This window comes from Candidatus Methylomirabilota bacterium (assembly GCA_035936835.1).
GTDB lineage: Bacteria > Methylomirabilota > Methylomirabilia > Rokubacteriales > CSP1-6 > AR37.
On the sequence record DASYVT010000069.1, the window covers coordinates 31222 to 53135 of the forward strand.

21 protein-coding genes and 2 pseudogenes are annotated in these 21914 nt (G+C 68.3%); 16 read left to right on the forward strand and 7 right to left on the reverse strand.

Annotation, left to right across the window (positions count from 1 at the left end):
• Positions 1–20: 20 nt before the first annotated feature.
• From VGV06_05985 to VGV06_06055, 15 genes and pseudogenes are all read left to right on the forward strand, one after another.
• The gene (locus VGV06_05985) at positions 21–944 is read left to right on the forward strand and encodes a class I SAM-dependent methyltransferase (GenBank protein ID HEV2054710.1); all 924 of its coding nucleotides are present in this window, start codon (positions 21–23) and stop codon (positions 942–944) included.
• Between the two features lie 122 nt (positions 945–1066).
• The gene (locus VGV06_05990; protein HEV2054711.1) at positions 1067–1447 is read left to right on the forward strand and encodes a hypothetical protein; all 381 of its coding nucleotides are present in this window, start codon (positions 1067–1069) and stop codon (positions 1445–1447) included.
• A gap of 19 nt (positions 1448–1466) precedes the next feature.
• Positions 1467–2050 (forward strand): annotated as a pseudogene (locus VGV06_05995) (glycosyltransferase family 4 protein).
• Between the two features lie 41 nt (positions 2051–2091).
• Positions 2092–3096, forward strand: a complete 1005-nt coding sequence (locus tag VGV06_06000) for a hypothetical protein (GenBank protein ID HEV2054712.1) — start codon at positions 2092–2094, stop codon at positions 3094–3096.
• Positions 3096–4466 carry an MBOAT family protein gene (locus tag VGV06_06005; GenBank protein ID HEV2054713.1) on the forward strand — a complete coding sequence of 457 codons (1371 nt, stop codon included), beginning with the start codon at positions 3096–3098 and terminating at the stop codon, positions 4464–4466. Before VGV06_06000 ends, VGV06_06005 begins: the two co-directional genes overlap by 1 nt.
• Positions 4467–4662: 196 nt before the next feature.
• On the forward strand, positions 4663–6192 hold the full coding sequence (locus VGV06_06010) for a radical SAM protein (GenBank protein ID HEV2054714.1): 1530 nt from the start codon (positions 4663–4665) through the stop codon (positions 6190–6192).
• A 44-nt stretch (positions 6193–6236) separates the two neighbouring features.
• Entirely contained in the window at positions 6237–7157 is a 921-nt protein-coding gene (locus VGV06_06015) for a GDP-L-fucose synthase (protein HEV2054715.1), read from the forward strand.
• Between the two features lies 1 nt (position 7158).
• Complete coding sequence (locus tag VGV06_06020; GenBank protein ID HEV2054716.1) at positions 7159–8640, forward strand: glycosyltransferase; 1482 nt, start codon at positions 7159–7161, stop codon at positions 8638–8640.
• Positions 8637–9353 (forward strand): class I SAM-dependent methyltransferase, encoded by a 717-nt coding sequence (locus VGV06_06025; protein ID HEV2054717.1) that lies wholly within the window; start codon positions 8637–8639, stop codon positions 9351–9353. The genes VGV06_06020 and VGV06_06025 overlap by 4 nt, the downstream gene beginning before the upstream one ends.
• Positions 9354–9428: 75 nt before the next feature.
• Positions 9429–10301 (forward strand): class I SAM-dependent methyltransferase, encoded by an 873-nt coding sequence (locus tag VGV06_06030; protein HEV2054718.1) that lies wholly within the window; start codon positions 9429–9431, stop codon positions 10299–10301.
• Between the two features lie 17 nt (positions 10302–10318).
• Entirely contained in the window at positions 10319–11092 is a 774-nt protein-coding gene (locus VGV06_06035; GenBank protein ID HEV2054719.1) for a glycosyltransferase, read from the forward strand.
• Positions 11093–11194: 102 nt separating this feature from the next.
• Entirely contained in the window at positions 11195–12160 is a 966-nt protein-coding gene (locus VGV06_06040) for a GDP-mannose 4,6-dehydratase (protein ID HEV2054720.1), read from the forward strand.
• Positions 12161–12180: 20 nt separating this feature from the next.
• On the forward strand, positions 12181–13344 hold the full coding sequence (locus VGV06_06045) for a glycosyltransferase (protein HEV2054721.1): 1164 nt from the start codon (positions 12181–12183) through the stop codon (positions 13342–13344).
• Positions 13338–14732: an undecaprenyl-phosphate glucose phosphotransferase gene (locus VGV06_06050; GenBank protein ID HEV2054722.1), complete on the forward strand. Its 1395-nt coding sequence runs from the start codon at positions 13338–13340 to the stop codon at positions 14730–14732. The genes VGV06_06045 and VGV06_06050 overlap by 7 nt, the downstream gene beginning before the upstream one ends.
• 1 nt (position 14733) lies before the next feature.
• Entirely contained in the window at positions 14734–15960 is a 1227-nt protein-coding gene (locus tag VGV06_06055) for an O-antigen ligase family protein (GenBank protein HEV2054723.1), read from the forward strand.
• Here the strand turns inward: VGV06_06055 and VGV06_06060 are convergent.
• From VGV06_06060 to VGV06_06080, 5 genes and pseudogenes are all read right to left on the reverse strand, one after another.
• A complete protein-coding gene (locus tag VGV06_06060) occupies positions 15899–16213 on the reverse strand; it encodes a hypothetical protein (GenBank protein HEV2054724.1) in 315 nt (104 codons plus the stop codon). The two genes, VGV06_06055 and VGV06_06060, sit on opposite strands and share 62 nt — an antisense overlap.
• Positions 16210–16668: a hypothetical protein gene (locus tag VGV06_06065; protein HEV2054725.1), complete on the reverse strand. Its 459-nt coding sequence runs from the start codon at positions 16666–16668 to the stop codon at positions 16210–16212. Before VGV06_06065 ends, VGV06_06060 begins: the two co-directional genes overlap by 4 nt.
• Before the next feature lie 522 nt (positions 16669–17190).
• Entirely contained in the window at positions 17191–18519 is a 1329-nt protein-coding gene (locus VGV06_06070) for a hypothetical protein (GenBank protein ID HEV2054726.1), read from the reverse strand.
• Positions 18520–18889: 370 nt separating this feature from the next.
• Complete coding sequence (locus tag VGV06_06075) at positions 18890–19150, reverse strand: transposase (GenBank protein HEV2054727.1); 261 nt, start codon at positions 19148–19150, stop codon at positions 18890–18892.
• Positions 19151–19204: 54 nt separating this feature from the next.
• Positions 19205–20005 (reverse strand): annotated as a pseudogene (locus VGV06_06080) (transposase).
• Between the two features lie 121 nt (positions 20006–20126).
• Between VGV06_06080 and VGV06_06085 the strand changes: the two are divergent.
• Entirely contained in the window at positions 20127–20552 is a 426-nt protein-coding gene (locus VGV06_06085; protein ID HEV2054728.1) for a nucleotidyltransferase, read from the forward strand.
• 118 nt (positions 20553–20670) lie between these two features.
• Here VGV06_06085 and VGV06_06090 read toward each other — a convergent pair whose 3' ends face one another.
• Together VGV06_06090 and VGV06_06095 are read right to left on the reverse strand one after the other, a co-directional pair.
• Positions 20671–21384, reverse strand: coding sequence for a hypothetical protein (locus tag VGV06_06090; protein ID HEV2054729.1), 714 nt, complete (start codon positions 21382–21384; stop codon positions 20671–20673).
• A 4-nt stretch (positions 21385–21388) separates the two neighbouring features.
• Positions 21389–21910, reverse strand: a complete 522-nt coding sequence (locus tag VGV06_06095; protein ID HEV2054730.1) for a sigma-70 family RNA polymerase sigma factor — start codon at positions 21908–21910, stop codon at positions 21389–21391.
• Positions 21911–21914: the final 4 nt, after the last annotated feature.

A 21914-nucleotide genomic window follows, 5' to 3' on the forward strand; every position in this document is an offset into this window, starting at 1 on the left:
CGGAGAGAGGGTACGAGCTGGTGGACCTCGGCGACCGCCGGGTCCTCACGGTCGAGGGCCGCCGCTACGAGACGGGGTACAGCGAGCGCGTCGTCCGCATGCTCATCGAGCGTAAGGGCGCCCGGCGCGCGCCGCCGTACTTCGGCTACAAGGAGACGCGGGGGCGCCACTTCCTGGGCCCGCTGCTGGGCTACCTGCGGAGGCTGGGCGCGGCGAATCTGTCCGTCCTCGAGATCGGCTGCTCCTTCGGCCACATGACCGAGTACCTGGCCGAGCAGCCGGAGGTGGGCGGGATCTGGACCTTCGACACCGACCCGGCCTTCGTGGCCATCGGCAGGACCAAGGTCGAGGAGCTGGGTCTCCACAAGGTCCGGGAGGTCAGCCTGTTCGGGAACGACGAGACCCGCCGCCTGCCGTACCCGGACGGCCGCTTCGACCTCGTGCTGGCTCTCGGGGTGGTGGAGCACCTGCCGGCGCGGAACCAGCGGGCGCAGGTGGACGAGTACTACCGTGTGCTGGCGCCGGGTGGCCACATCGCGATCCTCGACACGCCGAACCGCCTCTTCCCGCTCGAGACGCACTCGGTCGGACTGCCGCTCGTCCAGTGGCTGCCGCCGCGCGTGGCCCATGCGTACGCGCGCGCCTGTCGTCCCGACCGCTACCGTGGAGTCGGCTTCGAGGAGTTCACCGCCGACGGCACGGGATGGCGGAACGCGACACTCGGCGACTGCCTGCCGTCATCCGGCTGGGCCGGGCTCGTGGACGTCACGGAGGAGGCGGGCTACGGGTGGCGCTTCTTTCGGGACACGGCGCGCTCCCGCACGCGGCGGTCGCTACTGCCAGTTTTCGGGCTCATGGCGACCTTCCTGCGCGGTCTCGGGGCGGCGCCGTCCCACTGCCTGCCGTACCTGAACCTGCTATTCAGGAGGAAGGAGGCGCCCTAACCTCGACTCGAGGCCCGCCGCCGGGGCTTTTTCGAGCTCAGGATCCTATGATTCCGGGCGTGGACGTCCTCCCTGAGGGGGCCGGGCGTTGGCCCAATTCGTGCTACCGTAGACACACGGCCATGATCACCCTGATCAATCCGCCGGGCATCAAAACCTTCTCGGGCCTGCAGATGCACACGCCCAACCCGCCGTTGGGGCTTGCCTACATCGCGGCCGCGATCAAGGACGCGGGCCTGCCCTACCAGGTCGTCGACGGCACTGGGGAGGCCCTCGACGTCGTGCGCCCCTATCCCGACCGCGACGACTTCATGATCCAGGGGCTGTCCTTCGACGAGATCACAGCACGCATCCATCCGGACGCCGAGGTGATCGGCGTCGCCTGCATGTTCTCCACAAGTCTCTCCTGGAGCGCGTGGGGTTGCGGCACGCTGCCGCCGTCATTGCCACGACCGAGGCGCTCCGTGCTCGGGCGGCGCGCTTCGCCCGGCGGGTCGAGCTGATCCCGAACGGCGTGGATACGTGCCGGTTCGCGCCGCCGGTGCGCGAGGGCGGGCGAGCCGCCCGCAAGCCGCACCAAGTGCTCAACGTCGGTCGCTGTCGAAGGAGAAGAACCTCTCGGCGCTCGTCCGGGCCGCCGCCTCGCTCCGAGGCCGGTTTCCCCTCCGTCTCGTCTTGATCGGAAACGGCCCACTCCGGGAAAGCCTGGCCGCCGAAGCCCGGGATGCTGGCGTCGCAATCGATTTCCCAGGAGTCGTTGATCAGGGCACGCTCCCGCAGCGGTACGCCGCGGCCGATGCCTTCGTCCTCGCGTCCTTTACCGAAGGGCTTCCTAGGGTTCTGATCGAGGCCATGAGCACGGGGTGCCCTGCGTGGCCTCGGAGTGCGCCGGCAACCGCTCGCTCGTGACTCCGGAGCGGACCGGTCTCCTCTTCGACCCGAACCGCCCAGCCGATCTGGCGGCCTGCCCTGAGCGGGTGCCGACGGACCACGCCCTGGCCGAATCCCTCGGCCGCGCCGCGCGCGAGCTGGCCGTGGCCCGGTACGATCTTGGGCGGCGGGTCCAGCAGGAGATCGCCGTCCTGAAAAGCGTGGCGCGCACCTGAGATTCGTATCGCTATTTCTCGTCGCCCTGGGAATCCTCGGCATGGCTTTCGTCGCCCTCGGCCGCGTGGTCGATCCGCGGGACGATTTTGGCGGTGGCATCTGCCCGCAGGTGACGATGGACTCTCGCCGCGACAAGATGCGGCTCTTCAAGAACTACGTGTCCTCCGGCGGCGTCGGCGGGCTCATTCTGGGATCGAGCCGTTCCATGAAGCTCGACCCCAAGCAGCTCGAATCCAGGCTGGGTGTTCGGTTCTTCAACTTCAGCGTGGACAGCGCGCGCGCCGAGGACCTCCTTGCCATCTACCGGTGGGTCCGGCGCCAGGGTGTCACACCCCACTACCTCGTGCTCGGTCTCGACGTCGAGGCGTTGCACGACGACGACCAGGCCGACCACCGTCTTCAGGGGAATGTCGAGCTCCTCGCCGGGCTGCGAGGTCGCGTCGGAGCAGCGGCCGCGCTCGATCGGGTGGCCGCCGACGCCGCAAAGTACAAGGACCTGTTCACCGCCGCATACGTCGCGGACGCGGCCCGCTCGGTCGCCCGCTGTCTGCGGCCGTCTAGGCACTCGGGGGCCGCCACCGAGTTCGACCCGGACGGCTACCTTCGCTACGTGGAGCTCGAGCGGGCGCGCGCCGCCGGCACCTTCGATCTCGACCGGCAGATCTCGGACAGTCTCGAGGGTTATGTGCTCCGGTTCCGGGGCATGCACGACCTGTCGCCGAGGCGACGGCAGGACCTCGAGCAGCTCATCCACGAAGCGAGGGCGGACCGGGTGGTCGTCAAGGTGTGGATCACCGCGCTTCACCCGAGGACGGCCCGGTACCTTGGCGAGAGGACGGCCTATGCGGAGCTCTTGTCCCGGACCAGGGTGCTTCTGGCCCGTCTCCGAGACACCTGGGGCATCGACGCCTACGACTACAGCGCCCCGGAGCGCTTTGCCGGTTCGCTGACGGCGTGGTACGACGGTGGGCACATCGACGAGAAGAACGCGGAGCTGGTCGCCGCGGGCCTTGCCGCGCCGAGCCGGGACGCCGGCCGACCGTAATGGTCTTCAATTCGAATATCTTTCTCTTTGCCTTCCTGCCGGTTGTCTTCGGTCTCTTCTGGCTCTTGAAGGGGAGGCAGGCGCGCTACGTCCTGCTGACTGTCAGCGGGTACGTTTTCTACGGGTACTGGGACTGGCGCTTCTGCTTCCTGCTTCTCTTCTCGAGCTTGTTGAGCTTCTACGCGGCACTGCTGATCGAGCGCTCGGCGAGCCTGCGGGCCAGGCGGGCGTGGATGACGCTGTCGATCTCGGCGGACCTGACGCTCCTTGGGTTCTTCAAGTACTACAACTTCTTTGCCTCGTCGCTGCACGCGGCAATTCCCGGGATCGCCCCGCCCCTGCTGCACATCATCCTGCCGGTCGGGATCAGCTTCTACACGTTCCACACGATGTCGTACATCCTCGACGTCGCCGAGGGGCGGATCAGGGCGACCAGCAACCTGTTCGAATACCTCACATACGTCAGCCTGTTCTCCCAGCTCGTCGCGGGACCGATCGTCCGGTTCCGGCAGATCGAGCAGGACCTGGAGCACATCGAGGGGCCACCGCGGGAGGACTTCATGGCGCGCGGGATCGGCTTCTTTTTGGTCGGCCTGATCAAGAAGGCGGTCGTCGCCGACTCTATCGCCATGTATCTCGATCCTGCCCTCGCCTCCTACTCGACGCTGTCGACTGCGGGCGCGTGGCTCGCCGCCCTGGGCTACACCTTTCAGATCTACTACGACTTCAGCGGGTACTCGGATATGGCGGTCGGTCTCGGATACCTGTTCGGGCTCCACATCCCTCAGAACTTCAACGCTCCCTACCGGGCCCTCGGCCCGCGGGATTTCTGGCGCCGCTGGCATATCAGCCTGTCGACCTGGCTGCGCGATTACCTCTACATCCCCTTGGGCGGTAGCCGGTTCGGCGAAACCCGGATGATGATCAACCTGCTGGTGACGATGCTGCTCGGCGGCTTGTGGCACGGCGCGAACTGGACCTTCGTCGTCTGGGGCGCATACCACGGCATGTTGCTGATTGTGGAGCGGGTGCTCGACCGGTGGCTGACCCGGGTGCCGACGGCGATGCGGCGAGCGGGTACCTTCGTGCTGGTCGTCTTCTCCTGGGTGCTGTTCCGCTCGGACAGCTTGGACATGGCGGGGCAGTGGATGGCCAGGATGTTGGGGATCGGCGCGGGGACCCAGAGCGCGCCTCCCTCGCTGATCGTGCTGGTGGCGCTGTGCCTGGTGGCGGTCAATACGGTGCCCGAGACCTGGGACATACGATTTGGGATCCGCTATCGCTGGGCTCCGGTCTATGCCCTCGGGTTCCTCTTAGCGTATCTCTTCGTCAATGGCCGGCACAGCGTATTTCTCTATTATCAGTTCTGATGGAAGACAGCCGCCCGGAGCCCTCGGCCGCGTCGGTTGCTTCACGTTTACGGGGGCTCGTTTGCAGGGGATAGTCTGGTGGCTGCCCTACGGGCAGGTGTGCCCCGTCTGCCCGGCCCCATGATTCGGGGCTTTACCTTCCGCCCTCAAGGCACCCGGGCGTTGGCCCGATTCGTGCTACCGTAGACACACGGCCATGATCACCCTGATCAATCCGCCGGGTATCAAAACCTTCTCGGGGCTGCAGATGCACACGCCCAACCCGCCGCTGGGGCTTGCCTACATCGCAGCCGCGATCAAGGACGCGGGACTGCCCTACCAGGTCATCGACGGCACCGGCCTAGCCCTCGACGTCGTGCGTCCCTATCCCGACCGCGACGACTTCATGATCCAGGGGCTGTCCTTCGACGAGATCACGGCCCGCATCCATCCCGACGCCGAGGTGATCGGCGTCGCCTGCATGTTCTCCACGCTGTGGCCGCTCGTGAACAAGATGGCCTGGGCGGTGCGGGAGAAGTTCCCCAACGCCTGGATGGTCCTGGGCGGCGAGCACGGCACCGCGGTGCCCGAGAACGTGCTGAAGGTCAGCCCCTTCGACGCGGTGGTGCTGGGCGAGGGCGAGGACACCGTGGTCGAGCTGCTCCGCGCGAGGCGCGAGGGGCGGCCGCTGGCGCAGGTCAGGGGCATCGCGTTCAAGGACGGCGACCGGGTCGTCAAGACCGGGCTCTCGGCGCGGAAGAAGGACGTGGACAAGATCGCGCCGCCCGACTGGGATTCGTTCCCCATCGAGGAGTACATCGCGCGGCACCAGATCAACGGCGCCAACATGGGGCGCTCCATGCCGCTCCTGGCGACGCGCGGCTGCCCGTTTCAGTGCACCTTCTGCTCCAATCCCGGCATGTGGACCCAGCGCTGGATTCCGCGCGACCCCAAGCTCGTCGCCGACGAGATGGAGCTCTACGCCCGCAAGTACCGGGTGACGAACTTCGACTTCCAGGACCTGACCTCGATCATCAAGCGGCAGTGGATCGTGGACTTCTGCCAGGAGTTGATCGCGCGCGACCTGTTCATCACCTGGCAGATGCCGAGCGGCACGCGTGCCGACGTGTTCGACGCGGAGGTCGCGGACCTCCTGTACCGCTCGGGCTGCCGGGCGCTCGCCTTCGCGCCCGAGAGCGGCTCGCCCGAGATCCTCAAGGTCATCAAGAAGCAGGTGGACCTCCCGCGGATGCTCGAGTCCATGAGGATCGCCGTCAACCGCGGGCTCAAGCTCTCCTGCTTCATCGTCATCGGCTTCCCCGACGACACGCCGGACACGCTCAGGCAAACGACCCGGCTCATCTGCAAGATGGCCTGGCTCGGGGTCTACGACGTCGCCGTGTCGAAATTCGTGCCGTACCCGGGCTCGGAGCTCTTCACGCGGCTCCAGCGCGAGGGCAAGATCGAGCTCGACGACGACTTCTTCGTCTCCCCGATGGATTTCTACACCCAGAAGGCGCCCTCGTACGCCGTCGCCATCAGCACGCGCCGGCTGTACCGGACCATGATGTGGATGTTCTGGAACTTCTACCTGCTGTCGTTCCTGTTCCGCCCGCTCCGGGTGATCCGGACCCTCGTCAAGGCCGTCACCACGGGCACCGAGGACACGCGGTACGCGAAGTGGTTCGTGGACCGCGTCTACACCCGCCGCCGCTGGCGCAAGCTGGCGGAAACCGCGCAGCGCTGAGCGCCGTGGCCGACCGCGCGCCGTTCTGGTCCGCGCGCCGCGTGATGATCACCGGCGGCGCGGGATTCTTCGGATCCTTCGTGGTCGACCGCCTCCGGGCCGTGGGCGCGAAGGAGATCTTCGTGCCGCGGAGCCGGGACTACGATCTGGTGGACCCCGTGGCGGTGCGGCGCGCCTACCGCGACGCGAGCCCGGACATCGTGATCCACCTGGCGGCCGTCGTGGGCGGCATCGGCGCCAATCAGAAGCATCCCGGCGACTTCTTCTACAAGAACCTGATGATGGGCGCCCAGATGATGGAGCAGGGGCGGCTCGCGGGCATCGAGAAGCTCGTCGCCATCGGCACCGTCTGCTCCTATCCGAAGTTCACGCCGGTGCCGTTCAAGGAGTCGGACCTCTGGATCGGCTACCCGGAAGAGACCAATGCGCCCTACGGGCTGGCGAAGAAGATGCTGATGGTCCAGTCCCACGCCTACCGTCAGGAGTACGGCTTCAACTCGATCAACCTGCTGCCGGTCAACCTCTACGGGCCGCGCGACAACTTCGACGTCGAGAGCTCGCACGTCATCCCCGCGCTCATCCGCAAGTGCCTCGAGGCCAAGCGCGCCGGGGCGCCGTCGGTCGCGTGCTGGGGCACGGGCCGGCCGACGCGCGAGTTCCTCTACGTTGAGGACGCGGCGGAAGCCGTCGTGCTGGCCGCCGAGCGCTACAATACGAGCGAGCCGGTCAACCTGGGCTCCGGCTCTGAGATCTCCACGCTCGAGCTGGCCGAGCTGATCAAGGCGATCACGGGATACGCGGGGCCGCTCGTCTGGGACGCCAGCCGCCCCGACGGCCAACCGCGGCGGGCGCTGGACACCTCCCGGGCCGCCGAGGCGTTCGGATTCAAGGCGCGGACGCCGTTCAAGGTCGGCCTCGAGCGCACCGTCGAGTGGTACCTCGGCCAGGGAGGCGGCCGCTCCTAGCGTGACAGCCAGCGACGCGATCCGCTGGGCGCGCCGGGTGCGGAGCGAGCGGCCGCCGGCCGCGCTGGACGAGTACCTCGCCGGCTTCGAAGCCTTCTTCAACGACTACGCGGGGCGCGTCGAATACTGGCGCGCCCGCAACCCCGGCTACCACGAGTCCATCGCGTCGCTGGCGCGCTTCTACGTGCCTCGCGGCGCCCGCGTGCTCGAGGTCGGCTGCGGCACGGGCGACCTCCTGGCCTCCCTCGCGCCTTCGGAAGGCGTCGGCATCGACCTCTCCGCCGCCATGGTGGCCCGCGCGTCGGAGCGCCACCCCCATCTCGAGTTCCGCCACGAGGCGGCCGAACGCCTCGACCTGCCCGGCCGCGAGTTCGACTACATTATCCTGTCCGATCTCGTCGGCTACCTCTTCGACATCCGGGGCGCGCTCGAGCGCCTGAGGGCCGTCTCGCACCCCGGGACGCGCATCATCATCAACTGGTACAGCCGTGTCTGGCAGCCCGTGGTACATCTCCTCGAAGCCCTCCGGCTCAAGTACCCGCTCCCGCTCCTCAACTGGACGACCGTCGGCGACGTCGAGAACCTGCTGCGGCTCGCCGGCTTCGAAACGGTGCGCGCGCGCGGCCACATCCTCCTGCCGCTCCGGCTCGGGCCGATCAGCCGCTGGGCCAACCGCTTCCTCGCGCACCTGCCCATCGTCCGCTGGTTCGTGTGGACCAACTGGGTGGTCGCCAGGCCGATCCCGCGCGCCACGTCGGACCCGCCAAGCGTGACGGTCGTCTGCCCGTGCCGCAACGAGAAGGGCAACATCGAGCAGGCCGTGCGCCGGCTCCCGGCCCTCGGCTCCCGGACGGAGCTCATCTTCGTCGAGGGGCACTCGAAGGACGACACACTCGAGGAGTGCCGGCGCGTGGCGGCGGCCCATCCGGAGCTGGACATCAAGGTCATGGTCCAGAGCGGCAAGGGCAAGGGCGACGCGGTGCGGCTCGGCTTCGCGCACGCGACGGGGGACATGCTCATCATTCTCGACGCCGACCTCTCGGTCGCGCCCGAGGACCTGCCGCAGTTCTACGAGGCCATGGTGTCGGGAGCGGGGGAGTTCGCGATGGGCTCGCGCCTCGTCTACACCATGGACCCCAGGGCCATGCGCTTCCTGAACCTGCTCGGCAACCGCTTCTTCGGCCTCCTGCTGAGCGTCCTGATCGGCCAGCCCATCAAGGACACGCTCTGCGGCACCAAGGTCATCTGGCGCGAGGACTACACCCATCTCGCGGCCGGCCGGACCCACTTCGGCGACTTCGATCCGTACGGCGACTTCGACCTGATCTTCGGAGCCGCCAAGCTCAACCTGCGCATCGTGGAGATCCCCGTGCGCTACCGCGAGCGCACGTACGGGGCGCCGAATATCAGCCGCTTCGCCGACGGGTGGCTGCTCCTGCGTATGTCCGCGCTGGCGGCGGGGCGCCTCTTCTTCGCGGCATGAGCGATGCCGCGACCCTGGCGCGGCATCGCGCCGCGTGGCAGGCGCGCCCCGAGCTCCGCTCCGTGTACCGCGAGTGGTTCGACCGGCTGCTGGCGGCGGTGGCCGCCCGCCGCCCGGTGGTCGAGGTCGGCTCCGGCCCAGGCTTCTTCAAGGAGCGCGCGCCATCGCTCGTCGCCACCGACGTCGTCTCGGGGCTCTCCGTCGACGTCCGCTGCGACGCCGACATCCTGCCTTTCCGCTCGGACAGCGTGGGAGCCATCGTAATGGTGGACACGCTCCATCATCTGCCGCGGCCGCTCGACTTCCTCTCCGAGGCCGCGCGCGTGCTCAAGCCGGGCGGCAGGCTCGCGATGGTCGAGCCATGGATCACGGCGCCGTCCTGGGTGCTCTATAGGTTCTTCCACCACGAGGAGTGCCGGCTGGGCGTGGACGTGGCGCGGCCCTTCGGCTCGGACCCCAAGGCCGCCCTCGACGGTAACGCCGCGATCCCGTACCTGCTTCTGGCCAGGCTCCGCGGGGCCGGCCTGCCGCTTCACCTCGTGAGGGCGGAGCCTTTCGTCGGCCTGCCCTACCTGGCGACCTTCGGCTTCAAGGTCGGGAGGCCGCTGCCGGGCTTCTTCCAGGCCCTGGCCCGCGCGGGCGAGGCGGCGCTCCGCCCGCTGGCGCGCTGGGTGGCCACGCGCATCTTCGTGGTCCTGGAGAAGCCGGCGTAAGCAGACGCCCGGGCGCGCTGTTATCCTCCAGGAGATGAGCGAGCCCCCATACTGTCTTCGGGAACGGCTCCGAGTGTGAAGAGCGGCCCCTGGCGTTTCCTGCTGTACCTCGTGCTGCCCCAGCCGGCCAAGCTGGCGCTCCTGCCAGATGAGCTCCGGGGACAGCTCGACCGGATCAACCTCGCGGCCAACGTCGGGATGTATTCGGGCCAGGGCGCCACCGCGTACGATGCGACCCATCGGTATGCCGAGGCGGAGCACCACGAGTACCCGGCACAGCAGCTGGTGGAGGATGTCTGGCCGGGGCGAGGCTATGGCCGCGCGCTCGAGCTTGGCGCCGGCAGCGGGTATTTCACACGCATGATCGCGCGCCGGGCCGACGCCGTGACGGCTGTCGAGCCCGTGCCCGACATGCGGCGCGTGCTCCGGGAGGGGTGTGAGGCGCACGGCATCGGCAATGTCGAGATCCTGGAGGCGTCCGCGGCCGAGCTTCCCGATCGCCTGCCGCCGCACTCGGTCGACTCGGCGATCGTGATCCAGTCGCTGCACCATATGCATCGGCGGCGAGAGGTGTTCGAGGCGCTGGGGCAGGTGGTGCGCCCGGGCGGCCGACTCCTCATGGTCGAGCCTCACCATAACCTTCGGCGCATCGTGCGGCTTGCGCGCAAGTGGCTCAAGTACTACCGCGCGCGCGAGTACTGGTCGCGCGAGATCAACTGGGGGACCCACGACTTCCTCACCTGCGGGGAGCTTAGGGTCCTGTGTCGAGGCGGAGGCTTCGAGCGACCCCGCATCACGGGGTACTGGTTCCCCTACATGAGTCGGCTCGTGCCGGATCCGACGCGGCGGTTTCGTCTCGAGTCCCGTCTCGGCCGCCTCCCCGGGCTGCGCCACATGGCGGGAGTGCTGGCCATTGAAACTCGCCGGCGCGGCCCGGCGCCGCCGTGACGTACCCGGCAGTATCGGTGCTGATGGGGGTCTGGAACGGGGCGCCCCAGGTGCGGGAGGCCATCGAGAGCGTCCTCTCCCAGACGGCGGCCGACCTCGAGCTGGTCGTGGTCGACGACGACTCCACGGATGCGACGCCAGCGATCCTCGGGTCCTTCCGCGATCCCAGGCTCCAGGTGATCCGGCGCGCGCGCGGCGGCCTCACCTCGGCGCTGAACGCCGCGCTCCGGCTCTCGCGGGCTCCCCTCGTGGCGCGCCTCGACGCCGACGACCTGGCGCTGCCCGAGCGCCTGGAGCGGCAGCTGACCTTTCTCTCGGCGCATCCGGATGTCGGGCTGGTCGGCACGGCAGCGCGCGAGGTCGACGCCTCCGGACGCGAGGTCGCGATCGTGCGTCCCCCAGCGGACGATGCGGGGATCCGGCGCGCCCTCATCCGCCGTAATCCGTTCGTCCACTCCTCGGTCGTGATGAGACGGGCCGCCGTGGAGCAGGCGGGCGGGTACGACGAAGCCTTCCCTGTCGCCCAGGACTACGACCTGTGGATGCGGATGAGCCGCGTGACGCGCATGGCGAACCTGTCGGACCCGCTGATCGTCCGCCGGCTCCGCCCCGGGCGGGTATCCGAGGCGCGCGACACCGAGCGCCTCAGGGCGGAGGCGAGCGTCAGGTGGCGGGCGGTGCGGAGCGGGGCATACCCGCCCTGGTGCGCGCTCTTCGTCCTCCGCCCGATCCTCGCCCAGGCTGTCCCGCCCGGCGCGCGCCGTGTCCTCCGCCGCCTCGGCGGCCGGTGACCCGGCTGCGGGGCGCCGTTTTGCTGGGGGCCGGGTCTGGACCCCTAGCGTATAATCAATCTAACTGCGTGAAAGAGTGAATCTTCTCCAGGAGCGTCGCAGATGCGAGTGCTGATCACCGGCATCACCGGGTTCGTCGGGAGCCACATGGCCGAGTACGCCCTGGCCAAGGGCGCCCAGGTCTTCGGCTCGAACCGGTGGCGCAGCAAGACGGAGAACATCGAGCACCTGCGCTCGAAGGTGACCTTCATCGAGTCCGACCTCAGGGACCTGTCCTCGGTCCGGGCCCTGCTCGAGACCTCGGTCCCCGACTACGTCGTGCACCTGGCGGCCCAGAGCTTCGTGGGCGTGTCCTGGCACGCGCCGGCGGAGACGCTGACGACCAACATCCTGTCCCAGCTCAACCTGCTGGAGGCCCTCCGCGGCCTCAAGATGTCGCCGCGCCTCCTGGCGGTGGGCTCGAGCGAGGAGTACGGGCTGGTCCTCGAGGGCGAGGTGCCCATCACGGAGACCAATCCGCTCCGGCCGCTGTCGCCGTACGCCGTCAGCAAGGTCACGCAGGACATGATGGCCTACCAGTACTTCAAGAGCTACGGTCTGCCGATCATTCGCACGCGGGCCTTCAACCACGAAGGGCCCCGGCGCGGCGACGTCTTCGTCACGTCGAACTTCGCCCGGCAGGTGGCCGAGATCGAGGCCGGGCTGCGCGAGCCCGTGGTCTATGTCGGCGATCTCACCCCGCGCCGCGACTACTCCGACGTGCGCGACATCGTGCGCGGCTACTGGCTCCTGCTCGAGCGCGGGGAGCCCGGCGAAGTCTACAACCTCTGTTCGGGGCGGTCGTGGTCCATCCAGCAGGTGCTCGACTTCGTGCTGAATCTCTCCACGGTCAAGGGGATCACGGTCAAGACCGACCCGGCGCGGCTGCGCCCCTCCGACGTCATGATCCTCGAGGGGGACCCGACCAAGATGCACACGGCCACCGGCTGGAAGGTGGAGATTCCCTTCGAGCGCACGCTCACGGAGCTCCTGGACTACTGGCGGCAGCGGACCCGCGCGTCCCGCTGAGGGACGCCTCGCGAGCCGGAATGGCCACCGGCCGGACGCCCGGACATCGCCCCTCGGGCGCTCGTCCACGAGTCGCGCTGGTCCACGACTGGCTCACCGGCATGCGGGGTGGCGAGCGCTGCCTCGAGGTCTTCTGCGAGCTCTTCCCCGAGGCCGACCTGTTCACTCTCCTCCACGTGCCCGGCTCCGTGTCGCCCGCCATCGAGAGTCGGCGCATCGTGACGTCCTTCATCCAGCGGATGCCCGGCGCCCGGCGCCACTACCGCCACTACCTGCCGCTCTTCCCGGCCGCGATACGCGCGCTGGATCTCGCCGGGCATGATCTGGTGCTCTCCTCGAGCCACGCGGTCGCCAAGGGCGCGCGCGTGCCCCCGGGGGCGCTCCACGTCTGCTATTGCTTCACGCCCATGCGCTACGTCTGGGATCTCTACGACGAGTACTTCGGCCCGCGGTCGGGGCTCGCGACCCGGCTGCTCATGCCGCCGGTGGCGGCGGCACTGCGCCGCTGGGACCGGCGCACGGCGGCGGGGGTGCACCATTTCGTCGCCATCTCGCGCTTCGTGGCCGACCGCATTCGGCGCGCCTACGGCCGCCAGGCCGACGTGATCTACCCGCCGGTGGACGTCGCGCGCTTCCGCCTGGACGACTCACCGGGCGACTTCTACCTCGTGGTCTCCGCGCTGACGCCCTACAAGCGCGTCGATCTCGTGGTCAAGACCGCGAACCGCCTCGGGCGGCGCCTCGTCGTCGTCGGCACCGGGCCGGAGGAGGCGAGGCTTCGCGCCATGGCGGGCCCCACGGTCGAGTTTCTCGGGTGGCGTGACGACGCCGAGACCGCGGAGCTGTACACGCGCTGTCGCGCGCTGATCTTCCCGACGCTCGAGGACTTCGGCATCACGCCGCTCGAGGCCATGGCCGCGGGGCGTCCGGTGATCGCGCTGGGGCAGGGGGGCGTGCTCGAGACCGTGGTGCCGCCGGGCGGCAGCGAGCCCGCGACGGGCCTCTTCTTCGAGCGCCAGAGCGCCGAGAGCCTCGCCGCCGCCATCCGGCACTTCGAGTCTGGGTCGATCCGCTTCGAGCCCAAGGCCCTGCGCCGTCGCGCCGAGGCCTTCGACCGGCCGCTCTTCCTGGAGCGGATGGAGAGCTACCTGGCGGCCCGCTGGCAGGAGCACGCCCGGTGCTGAGGGCCTACTCCCGGCTCCTCGAGCAGGTGATGCTCGTGGGGGACCTCCTGCTGGTCGCCGGCTCCTGGCTCCTCGCGTACCTCGCGCGCTTCTACGTCATTGGCCCGCAGTCCCGCCACGGCATCCCGCCGCTCGAGCCCTATCTCCTCATGCTGCTGCCCATCCTGATCGTCTGGGGCATCGCCTTCCGCGCCTTCGACCTCTACCACCCACGGCGCATCGGCTCACGCCTGTCGGAGGTGGCCGGCATCGCGAAGGCTTCGACCGTCGGCGCCCTCGTCCTCGTGAGCGTGATGACGTTCTTCTTCCGCGAGTACGACTACTCGCGCGTGGTCATCGTGTACTTCTGGATCTTCTCGATCGCGGGCGTGTCCTTCGCGCGCTACGCCTTCCGCGAGGCCCTGCGCGTCGCCCGCCGGCGGGGGTACAACCTGCGCTACGCCCTCGTGGTGGGCGGGGGTGAGCTGGCGGCCGGCGTCGTCCGGAGGCTTCGGGCGCGGCCGGACACGGGCATCCAGATCCTCGGTCTGGTGGGAGACGACAAGCGGGCGGCGGCGGGGGTCCAGTCGCTCGGCGGCTTCGCGGACCTTCGCGCGGTGCTTGACACCCACGAGGTGGACCACGTCATCCTGGCGCTTGCCCACGAGGAGTACGGCCGGCTGGGCGGGCTCCTCGAGGCCATCGGCGACGAGCCGGTGACCATCCACGTGGTGCCCGACCTCGGCCGCTTCACGTCGCTCCGCGGCGGCGTCGAGGAGTTCGAAGGCCTGCCCTTCGTTCACCTGCGGGAGTCGCCCCTCTACGGCTGGAGCCGGGTCGCGAAGCGCGTCTTCGACGTCGCCTTCTCGCTGGCCGTGCTGGCGCTCCTGTCGCCCGTCTTGTTAGCGCTCGCCGCCGCCGTCAAGCTGACGTCGCGCGGCCCCGTCCTATACGGGCAGGAGCGGATGGGGCTCGACGGCCAGCGCTTCCGCATGATGAAGCTCCGCACCATGCGCGTGGACGCCGAGCGCGAGACGGGGCCCGTGTGGGCCGCGACGGGCGACGACCGGCGGACTCCGATCGGCGCTTTCCTCCGGCGCTTCAGCCTGGACGAGCTGCCCCAGTTCGTCAACGTCTTCCGCGGGGAGATGAGCGTCGTGGGGCCGCGGCCCGAGCGCCCCGTGTTCGTGGAGCGATTTAGGCGGACGGTGCCGGGCTATATGCTGCGGCACAAGGTCAAGTCCGGCGTGACCGGCTGGGCGCAGGTCCACGGGCTGCGCGGCAATACCTCGCTCGAGAAGCGCATCGAATACGACATCGAGTACATCGAGCGCTGGTCGTTCTGGCTCGACCTCAAGATCATCGGCCTGACGCTCGTCCGCGTGCTCTTCGACCGGAACGCCTACTGAGGTGATCGCCCTCCGTCGCGGACTCCTCGCGGCGTTCGTCGTGGGCCTCGGCGTCTCGATCACGCTGGCGGAAGGCGCGCTCATCGGCCTGACGCTCCTGTGGCTCTGGCGCCTCCGCGATCCCGAGGTTCGCCGCGGCCAGCCGTGGCCGCTCTGGCGGCCCGTGCTGGCCTTCACAGGAGCCACCCTTCTCTCGGTCCTCGCCTCCGGCCACGTAGAGGCGAGCCTCGCCGCCTCCAAGGGGCTCCTGCTGATGGCCGCGCTCTACGTCACTGCCGACGCCCTCGAGGACGCGCGGGAGGGCGACCGCTTCCTCTCGTGGCTTGCCTTGGCCGCCGGCGGCGCCGCGCTGGCGGGCCTCGTTCAGTTCGGGGCGTGCCCGCCCCAGGAGCCCGCGGCCGGGCTCGCCCGCTGGTTCTTCCACCGCTGCGATCGCGCCCGCGCGTTCTTCAGCATCTACATGACGCTGGCAGGCGTGCTCAACATCGCGCTGCTCGCCACGCTCCCGCGTGTCCTGCCGGGCGGGTTCCGCGCGTGGAGCGCGCCCGTGTGGCTCTTGACCGCGATCGGTCTCGCCATGACGTACACGCGCGGGGCGTGGATCGGGCTCGGCGCCGGCGCGGCTGCGCTCCTACCCATGAGCCGGCGGGGCCGCCTCGCCGTGCTGGCGGGCCTCGTGCTCCTGCCGGTGATCTTCCTCGCCGGGCCGCGCGATCTGAGCCACCGCTTCCGCAGCATGTTCGACCCCGACGAGGCGGGGATCAAGGAGCGCGTCTACATGTGGCGGAGCGGCACGGCCATGTGGCGCGAACGCCCGCTGCTCGGCTGGGGCCCCGGCGGCGTCAAGCGTGAGTATTCCCGCTACGCCCTGCCCGAGGCCTTCAAGCAGCGCACGGGGCACGTGCACAACACGCCGCTCCAGATTCTGGTCGAGCGTGGGGTGCTGGGGCTCGCGGCGTGGCTCGCGATCTGGATCGCCTTCTACTGGCGCGCCATCGGTCTCTTGCGCGTGCTCGATGCGAGCCGCATGCGCGAGAGGGCGCTCGTGGCGGGCAGCGTGGCGGCGGTGACGGGCTTTCTCGTGGCGGGGCTGTCCGAATACAACTTCGGCGACTCCGAGGTGGTGATGGTCGCCTGGGCCGTCATGGCCCTGCCGTGGGCGGCGGCTACCGGCCTTGCAGGGCCTCGGTCGCGCAGGCATACAGGGCCAGCCGGCGATCGGTGTTGATGAGGCCCGCAGGCACACGGGCCGCCATCGCGCGCAGCCGCTCCGTCTCGCCCAGGTGCCACCAGCGCCGCCACCCCGTCGCCAGCGCCTCGACATCGGCGCTGGTCGCCGACTCCGGCGAGACTGCGAGCGCCTCACAGCGCCGCACCCGCGCCGCTTCAGCCGGAGTCGGCAGGTGAGGGAGCCGCAGGCAGAGCGCACGGAGGGCCGAGACCTTGCGAATCGCCGCTGAGGCGTCCAGCGTCGTCGTCACGCTTCGGGCCCCAGCGCTTCCAGGTCCGCCAGGTCCTGCGCCGATCCTCGGAGCCGCTTGAGCGCCCGAAGACCCGCGAGGCTCACGATCGAGAGACGCCCTCCCTCCCACGCGACGGCCTCCCGGCCGGCTAGGAGGGCGGCGAGCGCCGGGTCATTCGGGATGAGGAGATCCACAGGTACAAGGTCCGAGCCATCGATCTTGATCAACCGCTGGATCTCGAGCCGTCCCCCGGCAACCGACATGGGCGTGCCCGCACGGCGGAACCCCAGCGATGCCAGCCGTTCGATAGCCGGCAGCAAGTGCTCCCGCCCAAGCAGAAGGTCCACGTCTTCAGTGGCGCGCGGGACGGCATAGATGGACACCGCGAGCCCTCCGACGAGAGCGTAGGCGATCCCGGCCGCGTCGAGCGCTTCCACGATGCCGCGCAGCTCGGTGTGGAGATCAAGCGTCACGGGGCAAATATATCACCCCACACCCCGCGCGGTGGGGCTTGGCGGGATCGGCGCCTCGCGATACCATCGTGTCGGTGGCGAGCGACATCCCCCGCATCTCTCCCAACGAACGGTCTGCATGGGCGGCCGCCGACGCCTATGGCTGCGACATGTCCTTGCTGGAAAGCAGTCTCCACAGGACGCCGTCGGAACGACTCAGGGTGCTCGGCCGGGCCCTGGCGGCCGCGCTCGCGTTGAGAGAGGCCACGGAGCGCCGCGCTGTCGGATCTTGTGGGGGATTATTAGTCCCGAAGATGTGAACTCATGCCTAGATCACTCACTCGGAAAGGAGAAGAGTCTCAATTCCTCAATCTCTAGGATCGGCTCAAGCCGGCTCTGCAAGGAAGTGCGCAGACGGACTACTACTGGGACGACTACTGGGACGACGACCCGACACATTTCAACGTCGCGGGGAACCGGCCGTGAGCTGAAGAGTTGATTCGATTTCTCGTAAACGAGCACCGGGAACCGCTCAGCCGTTGTCTAGCCTCTGTCGGCGCAGAGTGCGCGCCCTGCCTTGGCCGCGATGGCCTCCGCGTCGGAGACACTTATCGCCGATCCGACGAAGTCAAGATCGAGCAAGGCATACGCAAAGCCACTTGAAAGGCGAGGGACACAGCCCGTCTGCCGAGCCGCGAGAACTTCGGACCTCTCACGGGCCAGCATCCCCTCGACGGACGCCATGGGTCCTTCGGTTACGGAACGTGCCATGAGCAAGGACACAGTCATGAACACCACGCCCAGCGCCGCACTGACCCCCAAAATGAGGACCAACCTTCGCGCAAGTGTCCTGGAAACTTCCGTGCGCAGGAGTTCAAATACCATGCCGGCGGACACGGCCGCCAGAGCCGGGGCGACGTAGCGGTACTCGGGAACCCACGTCGACATCAAAAACGGCGCGGTCAGCGCTATCGAAAACGACAAGCCGAAGGCAGAACGGATTTCAGCCCGACGCCACCCGCGACGAAGAACCAACCAAGCCTGGGTGGCCAACCCCAACGTCAGGGCCCCCAGAAATGGAGCGAGCCGCAAGAGATTGTAGAACCAGGATCCAAGACTCGACGGCGTGGACAGCACGGTGTGCTCAGCCGCGATGCTGAGCATGACATCGGCCCCTTCGCTCCAGTTCACTGGGTCAAACGTCCAACTCGAGAAGGACCCTGCCAGTGCCGCCAGGACCACCAGTCCCAGAGGACCCGCTGAGCGCCGCTGGCCCATGAACAGGCCCCAGCCCAGAGTCATGGCCGCGGCCAGAGCCAGACATATGCTCCACTCCTGCTTACCGACGAAGCCGAGGACAAGGCCCGAAAGCGCCCACGCTGAAACACCGCCGGCCTGGACCGCGATTGCCAGAATTCCACAAGCCAACCACCCGACCGTGGTGTCTACCTGCAAGTAGAGAGATCCCCCTACGGCCAGCGGACTGATCAACATGGCCAAATAGGCGGCGATCGCAATCCCCTGCGTACGCTCTCGCCGCCAGGGAACGGTGACTGCCAGGGTCACCCAAAAAGCCAGTTGAAAGAGGCTGTTCAAACTCCGGATCGCCATGTCAGACGACATGCTTGGGACGGGCGTCCAGCCATACCTTCGGGCCAGGCTTCCCAAGTGGGTCATGGATTCGTAGAGCGGAGCCGGATGGCTCAGCGGCGCGCGCAGGGGGATGCCGTTGATCCGTGCCATGAGCCCGTAGTCGGGGCCCGGGGGAGAATTGAGGTAGAGATCCGCGAAGATCCCCTCCTCACCCACCAGTGGTTGCGCGAGGAAGGGGGCACGGAACACCCAGAACACCAGGATGGTCAACGCCACCATCGCTGGTCTAGTCGGCATTAACCGGGATTTCCGATATGGACCGATTTCCGCCCCCCTTAGCGGCGTCCACCGGGCAGACCGTCCCCGGCGGTCAGCTCATTCAGCCCTCCCGACAGGTTGATCACAGTCCTTCTGGTGAACCCTGGGGCCTGTGCGACTTAGTGCTTCCGGGTTTGGTCACTCCGCTGTGTGTTTCAGGGACACCACCGTTACATCGCCGTTCACCGCTCATTCCCTCGCCCCCGGTCGTGCGCTCCGGATCACGTCGGGTGCCACGCAAGGCGTTCAATGTGCCCGAGAATCTGCCCAAACAGACTTCGCGTCAAGTGGCTTTCGGCCAGTTGGAGTATGAGGTACCGGGCATGCCGGATCAGGCGCCCGCCGTCTTGACGAGCCGCTGTTGGAGGCTCGTCAGGGACCAGCGCTGGATGGCGAGGGGCAGGACGAGCCGCCGCAGAAGATTGCCGAGATTGTACGCGATGATCCCCAGGAGCAACCGCACCTCATCGGCCCGGAGGCGGTGGCAGGAGAGGCAGATCCAATGAGTGGCTTCTTTACCCTCCTTGATCCACTTCTCCACCGTCCCGCGCTGGTTGTGGAAGCAGCCGACGGCGCGGTTCGTCCCGGTCAAGGTGGTGACACGGTGGTGACGATGAGCAAGTCCTCGACGGCCCGCTCCAGCACGTCATTGGCCGGGAGCCGGACGGCATACGCCACGCCGCTCCAGCGCCTCGTCCACGACGGGGAGGGTAAAGGCCGCGTCGGCGCGGAGGACGACGGCCTGCCCTGGAGCCTGGCACCGGTCTATGACGGGGAGGAGGATCTGCTCCCAGCCGTTCGCACTGTGGCCGTTGCTTGGCCGGAGCGTGGCGGCCAGGCAGTCGCCGTGCTGATTGAACACAAACAGCGGGTGATAGCAAGCGGACTCGACGTGATCGTTTTAGGCTGACTGCTCTTGCGCGCCGTGGACCGAACTCTCGGAGCTGTTGATATCGAGCGTCACGCGGCGGGTGCACGGCCGGGTGGCATCGTGCTGCACCAGGTCCGTATTGAAGCGCGCGAGTCCCTGATAGTTCCACTCCCCGCTCAGGACTTCCGTCTCGAACCAGTGGAGCGTCGAGGTGAGCGCGATGCTCGCCTCCCTCCGCTTGCGCGAGGCCAGCATCCGACAGGTCGGATCTTCGGCCAGCCGTTCAGCATCGTTGGTATCCTGGTACCCTGCCAGACGGCTATAGATGGACTATTGGAACAGGTCCGCCAGAGGGAATTGGCGGTTACGTCCCGTGCGGGGATCGGTGAGGTGTCGCTCGATCAGGGCCCTCAGGCCGAGCCGCTCGTCCAACTCGCGTGGCAACAGCAGCCCGGCGTCGGAGGTCACCGTCGCGCCATGGAACTCGACGCGGAGTTGGGGGTTGAACCAGAGGCGAACCGGGCCCGGTTTCGCGTCACCTGTTGGGTGGTGCCCTCCGCACCAGCGAGGAGCCACCGAGAGCCGCGTTTCATGCGGGTGTTGAGCGATTGTCGCCCGGTCCGTTCACCTTTCAAATCCAAAATGTGGGCTTGAGTCCCTCCTTGATCGGCAGATACGCCACGCGGTCGAGTTCGTCGTGGTCGGAGGGTTTGCGGCCGTCGCCCATGGCGTCACGCTGCTCACACAGGATATCGACGTCTGCTGCCCAGTCACTCCCGACAACCTCATGCGCCTCCAGGCCGCGCTCGCCGACCTCCACCCGGTTCACCGGAAGCCACCCGCGAGACCGCCACTGCGCCTCACCCTGGAGACCGCGACCGAGTTCCGGAACCTGTACCTGGAGACGGACTGGGGGCAGCTCGACTGCCTTGGCGAGATCCTGGGCGTGGGCGACTACGATCGCGCTCTCGCTCAGAGCCTCGAGATCCAGCTCGCGGGTGGTCCCTGCCGGATTCTCCCCATTGATGCCCTCGTCCAAGCGAAGCAGGCGATGGGGCGGGACAAGGATCGCGAGACCATTCTCCAGCTCCGTGCGATCCAGGAGCGGACCCGTGGTCGGTGACCAGGTGGAATCGGGGGTCAGGTTGAGGTAGCCCGGGCCGTCAGGGCCCGCCTTCCTCGGAGATGCTGTCCCCCTTTTCGGTGTCCACCAAACCCGGGCCACCTCACACCGACCCCGCCTAGTAGCTTTGCGACAGCTCCGTCGCCGAGCGGACTTTGACGAAGTACTCCTTGAAGCGACCGAGGTCGTCCTCGGAGACGAGGTCCGACACCATCACGCAGACGAGCCCTGACTGCTTCCAGACGATCAGCGTGAATCCGTCGTCCTTGGTCACCAGCGGGCGCCACTTCGCGATCTGGACCCTGCCGCGCTCCGGGATCGCGACGTTGGGGCCGCGCGCGATGATGTAGCTGACCGAGTGGCCGTCGCGGTCCTGGTAGGTCAGCGCGAGGGCGCGGCGCCCTTCGAGGAAGGTCGGCTGAGCGTTGACGAGCTGGAGATCCTGGTCGCCCGTGAAGACCCAGTTGAGCAGCACGCCGCTCTCCGCCATCACGCGGGGCAGGGCGCCCGGCACCGCGTCCGGCCGCGTCTCGCCCCAGAGCACCGCGCGCGCGTGCTCGGTCATGACGGCGCGCGAGAGCAGCTGGAGCGGGTCGTTGCCCGAGCGCGGCAGCGCGGGCGCCAGCCAGAGCAGCATGACCATGGCGGTGGCGAGCGCGGAGAGCGCGGGCGGCAGCCAGAGCGACGGCCGGCGGCGGCCCTCGGGCGGGCTCAGAGTCTCGACGACGGACACGCGCAGGCGCGCGGGCGCTTCGTGCCGTGTCAGGCGCTCGCGCAGGAGCCGCGCGATCTCGTCCGGTTCGCCGCCGTGGTCGTCGATGTTGGTCGTCATGTCCTCAGACCCTGTCCGGCCCGCCGTAGTCCTTGAGAAGCCCCCGCAACCTGTCCTTGGCCCGGAAGATCCGCGACTTCACCGTGCCGACCGGGCAGTCCATGATGCGGGCCACCTCCTCGAGCGACAGCCCCTCGACCTCGGCCAGCAGGAGCGGAGTCCGGAACTCTTCCGGCACCAGCGCCAGCGCCCGCTCCAGATCCATGTGGGCGCCCGCGCTCTCGCCGTCCTCGACCGGGGCGTGGTGGAACATCGGAGCCTCGCCGTCCGGCACGCCCGCCTCGCTGATCGCGGGCTCGCGCTCGCGGAGGCGGTAAAAGGTCAAGAAGGTGTTCCTCAGGATTTGAAACATCCAGGCGCGCATGTAGGTTCCCGGCTGGAATCGGTGCGAGAAGCGGAGCGCCCGGGCGTACGTCTCCTGCACCAGGTCCTCGGCTTCCGACCCGTTGCGGGTCAGGTAGACGGCGAGGTTGTAGAGCGCGTCGAGGTGCTTGAGCGCCTGCTGCCTGAACTCGTCGTCAGCCACAGCG

What these genes read in the sequence shown, in the direction of transcription:
- VGV06_05990 (HEV2054711.1), top strand. Translation starts at nt 1,067, where the DNA reads ATGATCACCCTGATCAATCCGCCGGGCATCAAAACCTTCTCGGGCCTG.
- VGV06_06000 (HEV2054712.1), top strand. Translation starts at nt 2,092, where the DNA reads ATGGCTTTCGTCGCCCTCGGCCGCGTGGTCGATCCGCGGGACGATTTT.
- VGV06_06005 (HEV2054713.1), top strand. Translation starts at nt 3,096, where the DNA reads ATGGTCTTCAATTCGAATATCTTTCTCTTTGCCTTCCTGCCGGTTGTC.
- VGV06_06010 (HEV2054714.1), top strand. Translation starts at nt 4,663, where the DNA reads ATGATCACCCTGATCAATCCGCCGGGTATCAAAACCTTCTCGGGGCTG.
- VGV06_06015 (HEV2054715.1), top strand. Translation starts at nt 6,237, where the DNA reads ATGATCACCGGCGGCGCGGGATTCTTCGGATCCTTCGTGGTCGACCGC.
- VGV06_06025 (HEV2054717.1), top strand. Translation starts at nt 8,637, where the DNA reads ATGAGCGATGCCGCGACCCTGGCGCGGCATCGCGCCGCGTGGCAGGCG.
- VGV06_06040 (HEV2054720.1), top strand. Translation starts at nt 11,195, where the DNA reads ATGCGAGTGCTGATCACCGGCATCACCGGGTTCGTCGGGAGCCACATG.
- VGV06_06045 (HEV2054721.1), top strand. Translation starts at nt 12,181, where the DNA reads ATGGCCACCGGCCGGACGCCCGGACATCGCCCCTCGGGCGCTCGTCCA.
- VGV06_06070 (HEV2054726.1), bottom strand. Translation starts at nt 18,519, where the DNA reads ATGGTGGCGTTGACCATCCTGGTGTTCTGGGTGTTCCGTGCCCCCTTC.
- VGV06_06090 (HEV2054729.1), bottom strand. Translation starts at nt 21,384, where the DNA reads ATGACGACCAACATCGACGACCACGGCGGCGAACCGGACGAGATCGCG.